Raw genomic sequence first — 6,000 nt, forward strand, 5'->3', positions numbered from 1 at the left:
AGGATATAAGATGAATCCAGTAGTAGTCAGAAATGTAAAAATCGGAGAGGGAATCCCGAAAATCTGTGTTCCCATTGTGGGCGTCACAAGAGAAGAAATCCTTGCAGCCGGAGCCCGTATCCGGGAAATCGGCGCAGATGTGGCAGAATGGCGCGCAGACTGGTATGAGGAGGTATTCCATTTGGAAAAGACCAGGGAGACAGCCGGATTACTTAGGCAGACGCTGGGTGACCTGCCCCTTCTTTTTACATTTAGAACATCAAAAGAGGGCGGGGAAAAAGCCATGGAAACCGAAGCGTATGTCCGTTTGAATCAGGAGATGGCAGAAAGCGGAAGTGTGGATTTGGTGGATGCAGAGCTCTTTACCGGAGATGAGGAGGTCAGACAGATTGTAAAAACAGCGCACCAATGCGGTGCCAAGGTCATTGTTTCAAACCATGATTTCCATAAGACGCCGGACAAGGAAGAGCTGTTAAAACGTCTGTGCAAAATGCAGGAATTGGGAGCGGATATTCCGAAGATTGCAGTTATGCCGCAGAATAAAAAGGATGTATTGACACTTCTTGCAGCCACGGAAGAGATGACAAGCGTGTATGCAGACCGCCCGGTGATTACCATGTCTATGGCAGGAACCGGAGTGTTAAGCCGTCTGTGCGGAGAAGTCTTTGGATCTGCATTGACCTTTGGAGCAGCAGGAAAAGCTTCTGCTCCCGGTCAGATGGCAGTGGAGGACTTAAAAACTGCACTGGAGCTTCTGCATAAGAGTCTGTAAGCGGAACAGCGGCAGTTTGCAGCTTATTCGTCAGAAACGGTCTGGTCAGGGGATTTCCGGTAGGCGTTGGGTGTCATGCCGCAGATACGCTTGAACAGCCTGGTAAAGTAGTGAATGTCTGCAATACCGCACCTTTCCGCAATGGATTTAATCGGAACATCTGTCTTGGCCAGAAGGGTTTTGGCATATGAAATCCTCAGATTTGTCACATAATCTGTGAGAGAAATTCCTATTTCTTTGGAAAAAAGGGTGGACAGATAGCTGGCATTGACCCCCAGGTGCTCGGACAGGGTTTTCAGTGTCAGGTCGGTTTCCATATAAGCCAAAACCTTTTTCAGCAGAGGGGAGTGTACCTTGTGCTGGTGTTCCTTTACAATCCGGCAGTAGCCCAGTACGATTTTTCGCTGGTGCTCGAAGACCTGCTCCACGGAGGTGAGTTTTTCCAGTGTGGAAACATTATGGTTGGAATACGCATCAATGTGGACAGGGTGTACACCGGCATGTTCCGTAGCTTTGCGCAGAAGGGTATTCATGGTAATAGTATAATCCTTCACGTCTCGTAAGCTGTTGGAGGTGCGCTGGGGAAGGTAAAGGCTTCCGAATCGGGAAGTTAATTCCAGAGCCCGGCTTTCCCGTCCGGAGGAGACTGCGCTCATCAGTATATTTTCGGATTCGTAGCGGTCTTCAATGACATCAATATTGGAAAAAGGATGTCCAGCGCTGCGAATATAATTTTTGTAGGTATTGTCCCAGTGGTCGAAAAAGTCTGCATTGGAATAGATAACTTCACATTGTTCTTTATACATGGCTTTCCCAAGTTCCAGAAACAGACTTTCAAACATGGAGTAAGACGCTTGGAAGGGAAGGCGCTGATAGTAGTGCTGCAAAGGTTCTCTCAGCTCTTCCGGAAGAGAGACAGAGGCAAAAATTTCGTTAAAACGTTCCCCTTGAATTTTTTCAAACAAAACAGGACCGCAGTAGAAAATCGTTTCTTTATCCGGAAGAAGCAGATAAACAAAGGTGCAGCGGAAAATATCCGTATTAAAATAAATCTTACCGGGCTGTGCCTTTTGAAAAAGCTCCCGAAAAGAATCGGAGGTATCTTTTAAGTTCAGAATATCGCTGCGCAGACCCATGTCAATATGCTCAAAAGTTTCGTCGGACAGATTCAGGCGATATGTGGACAGGTAGTTTGTCTGTAAGATATTCTGTGTCAAATCAACTAATTCGTCATATTTCATAAGCATTCCTCTTACAATCTGAAAATCGTGCAAAAAACCATAAAAATCATCACTATTATTTTCGCATAAAATTACATATAATATTATACAAAAGGGCTTAAAATAAATCTACGAAAATATCCAAAGAACACAAGGAAAAGGAGAGAAAGCTATGCGTAGAGTGATTAATTTAAACAATGACTGGGCTTTTATTCAGCAGGATGCCGGACTTCCGGAAGTTATGCCGACAGACTGGCAGACAGTAAGCCTTCCTCATACCTGGAATGCCATTGACGGACATGACGGAAACGGCGGTTACGATAAAGGCAGATATTGGTATGCAAAGACATTTGCAACTCCGAAACAGCCATTGGGCGGCGGAAAAGTATTTGTGGAATTTCTGGCAGCGGGACAGCAGGCGACTGTTTATGTAAACGGAAAAGAAGTGGTATATCATGAAGGCGGATATTCAACTTTCCGTGCAGACATTACAGAGGTGTGCAAAGAAGAAGGAGAAAACCTTCTGGTTGTAGCCTGCAGCAATGAAAGAAAAGAAAGCGTATATCCACAGTCTGCAGACTTTACTTTCTACGGCGGTCTGTACAGAGGTGTAAACCTTATCAGCGTACCGGACGCACACTTTGATTTGGAATATTACGGAGGCCCTGGAATTCAGGTTACACCAAAGCCATGTGACTGCGGCGGTGCAACATTCGACATTGTTTCTTATGTAAAAGAAGCAGATGAAAACTTTACTGTATTATATTCTATCTGTGACGCGGAAGGAAAAGAAGTTGCAAGCGCATGCCGTCCGGCAGACAGCACAGCAGTAACGGTATACGTTCCGGATGTGAAGAAATGGGATATTGATACACCTTACCTTTACACAGTTACAGCAAGACTGGAAAGAAGAAACGAAACTTACGATGAAATCTCTGCTCGCGTAGGTGTCCGCAGCTTCTCCTGTGACCCGAACAAGGGATTTATCATCAATGGAACAGAAACACCGCTTCGTGGTGTAAGCCGTCATCAGGACCAGTTATATAAAGGAAATGCTCTGACAAGAGAAGACCACTTTGAAGATGCAAAAATCATCAAAGAACTGGGTGCAAACACCATTCGTCTGGCTCACTACCAGCATTCACAGGATTTTTATGATGCCTGCGATGAAATGGGATTTGTAGTATGGGCTGAAATTCCGTTTATCAGTGTGATGAACAAAGACCCGGAAGCTCACCAAAACTGTATCAGCCAGTTAAAAGAGCTGATTATCCAGAACTACAATCATCCTTCTATCTGTTTCTGGGGAATTTCAAACGAAATCCTCATCGGTGGTATTTCCGAACAGTTAGTGGAAAATCATAAAGAATTAAATGCTCTGGCAAAAGAACTTGACCCAAGCCGTCTGACAACCATTGCTCACGTATCAATGACACCAATTGAAGGACCAATGCACTATATTACAGATACAGAAAGCTACAACCATTATTTCGGATGGTACGGCGGAAAGATGGAAGACAATGGCCCATGGCTTGACAATTTCCACAAGATTCATCCAAACATCTGTCTTGGTGTTTCTGAGTACGGATGTGAAGGCATTATTACTTACCACGGACCAAACCCTGCATGCAAGGACTACAGTGAAGAGTATCAGGCACTGTATCATGAACATATGGCAAAAGTATTAGATGAGCGTCCTTGGATTTGGTCCAGCCATGTATGGAATATGTTTGACTTTGGCTGTGCAGCTCGTGATGAGGGCGGTGTAGCAGGAAGAAACAACAAAGGTCTTGTGACCATGGACAGAAAGATTAAGAAAGACAGCTACTACATTTACAAAGCATACTGGAATAAAGAGCCTATGGTTCACCTTTGCGGAAAACGCTACGCACAGCGCGCAGGCGAAACAACAGAAATCCGTGTATATTCCAACCAGCCTTCTGTAACACTGTTCTTAAACGGTGAAAAAGTGGAAGAGCTGACAGCAGAGAAAGTATTTGTCTTCACAGTAGCATTAAAAGACGGATTTAACGTCCTTACTGCACAGGCTGGTGACTTGAAAGACACCATGACTCTGGAAAAAGTAGAAAAAGAACCGGAAATCTATGTTCTGCCGGAAGTAAATGAACGTGCAGAAGGTGTTGCGAACTGGTTCAGCACAGTGGGCGACATGGACTTAAAAGCCCCAATGGAATTCCCGGAAGGCATGTACAGCATTAAAGATACAATGGAAGAACTGGCAAAATGCCCGGAAGCTATTGAAATTGCAGCAAAAGCCGTAAAACTGACTATGAATATGGTGGTTGCTCCAGGTGAAGGCATGTGGGATATGATGAAAGGCATGACACTGGAAAGACTCGGTGAAATGGCTGGGGATTTGGCTCCGGAAGGTTTTGTGGAAAGTGTAAATGCAAAACTGATTCAGATTAAGAAGAACTAAAACTTGCAGTTAAAAACAGGAAAAGGAGAAAAAAGCATGGCAAGAACAAATACTTCGTCCGTTTCGGCATTCGGAATGAAGGACAGACTGGGTTATATGTTTGGTGATTTTGGTAACGACTTCACCTTCATATTATCTTCAATGTTTATGATGAAATTTTATACAGACATTATGGGCTTATCCGCAGGAGTTGTGGGTATGCTCATGATGGTAGCACGTTTTGTAGATGCGTTTACAGATGTTACTATGGGACAGATTGTAGACCGTTCCAGACCTACAAAAGACGGTAAGTTCCGTCCGTGGATTAAGCGTATGTGCGGTCCCGTGGCGATCGCCAGTTTCCTGATGTATCAGTCAGGACTTGCGGGTATGTCCTATGGATTTAAGGTAGCGTATATGATTGTTACTTACCTGTTATGGGGTTCTGTATTCTATACATCCATTAATATTCCTTATGGTTCTATGGCTTCTGCAGTTTCTGCAGACCCAACAGACAGAGCATCTTTATCTACATGGCGTTCTGTAGGTGCAACTCTGGCCAGCCTTGTAATTGGTACAGGTACACCGTTGATCGCTTATGTAACTGTAGATGGCAACCCAGTTCTTTCCGGAAGCCGTATGACAATTATTGCAGGTGTGTTCTCTGTATGTGCATTTATCTGCTATATTCTTTGCTTTAGCCTGGTTCGCGAGCGTGTTCCAGTTGAGGCGAATAAACAGAAACTGGATTTAGGTGCTCTTGGAAAGAGTCTGATTACAAACCGTTCTCTTCTGGGAATTATTGCAGCAGCGATTTTGCTTCTTCTGGCTATGCTTGGCATGCAGGGAATGGCAGCTTATGTATTCCCTAATGTTTACAGAAGTACGCAGGCACAGTCCGCTGTATCTCTGCTGAGTAGTGTAGCAATTCTGGTTATCTGCGCTCCGTTGGCAAGTAAGCTGGCAGCAAAGTTTGGTAAGAAAGAATTGTCTACAGTATCCTGTATCTTCGGAGCAGCCTGCTATGTAGTTTGTCTGATTGTACATCCGGATAATGTATGGGTTTATGTACTGTTTTATGTACTGTCCTTTATTGGACTTGGATTCTTTAATACAGTTATCTGGGCTATGATTACAGATGTTATTGACGATTCTGAAGTAAAGAATGGTATTCGTGAAGATGGAACTATTTATGCAGTTTACTCTTTTGCGAGAAAGCTGGGACAGGCATTTTCTTCCGGTATGATTGGTAGTCTGCTTTCCTTAGTAGGATATACAAGTGCAACAGCATTTGACCCATCTGTTACAGAAGGAATCTTCACGATTTCCTGTATTGTACCGATTATCGGTCTGACAGCAGTGGCTCTGGCTCTGTTTTTCCTGTATCCTCTGAACAAGAAACGCGTAGAGGAAAACGTGGCAGAACTGGCTCGCCGTCGTGGTGAAAAATAAAAAATTTAGAGAGCGATTTGTTCGCTCTCTTTTTTTGCAAAAATGTAAAAAAAGTGAACTCTCAAAAAATTTAAAATAAACTGTTGACAACACTGTTTATAAGTGTTATATTACAGATAGAACAAAAGAGGAGGTAC

The 6,000-nt window shown here is 43.8% G+C and carries 4 protein-coding genes; 3 read left to right on the top strand and 1 reads right to left on the bottom strand.

Features of this window, described 5'->3' with window-relative positions:
* Window positions 1–10: 10 nt before the first annotated feature.
* Complete coding sequence (gene aroD / locus G5A70_RS13805) at window positions 11–772, top strand: type I 3-dehydroquinate dehydratase (protein WP_173750109.1); 762 nt, start codon at window positions 11–13, stop codon at window positions 770–772.
* 23 nt (window positions 773–795) lie between these two features.
* Here aroD and G5A70_RS13810 read toward each other — a convergent pair whose 3' ends face one another.
* Entirely contained in the window at window positions 796–2,013 is a 1,218-nt protein-coding gene (locus G5A70_RS13810) for a helix-turn-helix transcriptional regulator (protein WP_173750110.1), read from the bottom strand.
* Window positions 2,014–2,164: 151 nt separating this feature from the next.
* Here G5A70_RS13810 and G5A70_RS13815 point away from each other — a divergent pair, with 151 nt between their 5' ends.
* A complete protein-coding gene (locus tag G5A70_RS13815) occupies window positions 2,165–4,432 on the top strand; it encodes a glycoside hydrolase family 2 protein (RefSeq protein ID WP_173750111.1) in 2,268 nt (755 codons plus the stop codon).
* A gap of 36 nt (window positions 4,433–4,468) precedes the next feature.
* On the top strand, window positions 4,469–5,863 hold the full coding sequence (locus tag G5A70_RS13820; RefSeq protein ID WP_173750112.1) for an MFS transporter: 1,395 nt from the start codon (window positions 4,469–4,471) through the stop codon (window positions 5,861–5,863).
* The last annotated feature ends 137 nt before the right edge of the window (window positions 5,864–6,000 follow it).

Source organism: Blautia hansenii, from assembly GCF_013304445.1.
Lineage (GTDB): Bacteria > Bacillota > Clostridia > Lachnospirales > Lachnospiraceae > Blautia.

Bases quoted from the DNA above. Each gene is read 5' to 3' on its own strand.
- G5A70_RS13820 (WP_173750112.1), top strand. From the start codon at position 4,469: ATGGCAAGAACAAATACTTCGTCCGTTTCGGCATTCGGAATGAAGGAC.
- G5A70_RS13815 (WP_173750111.1), top strand. From the start codon at position 2,165: ATGCGTAGAGTGATTAATTTAAACAATGACTGGGCTTTTATTCAGCAG.
- aroD (WP_173750109.1), top strand. From the start codon at position 11: ATGAATCCAGTAGTAGTCAGAAATGTAAAAATCGGAGAGGGAATCCCG.
- G5A70_RS13810 (WP_173750110.1), bottom strand. From the start codon at position 2,013: ATGAAATATGACGAATTAGTTGATTTGACACAGAATATCTTACAGACA.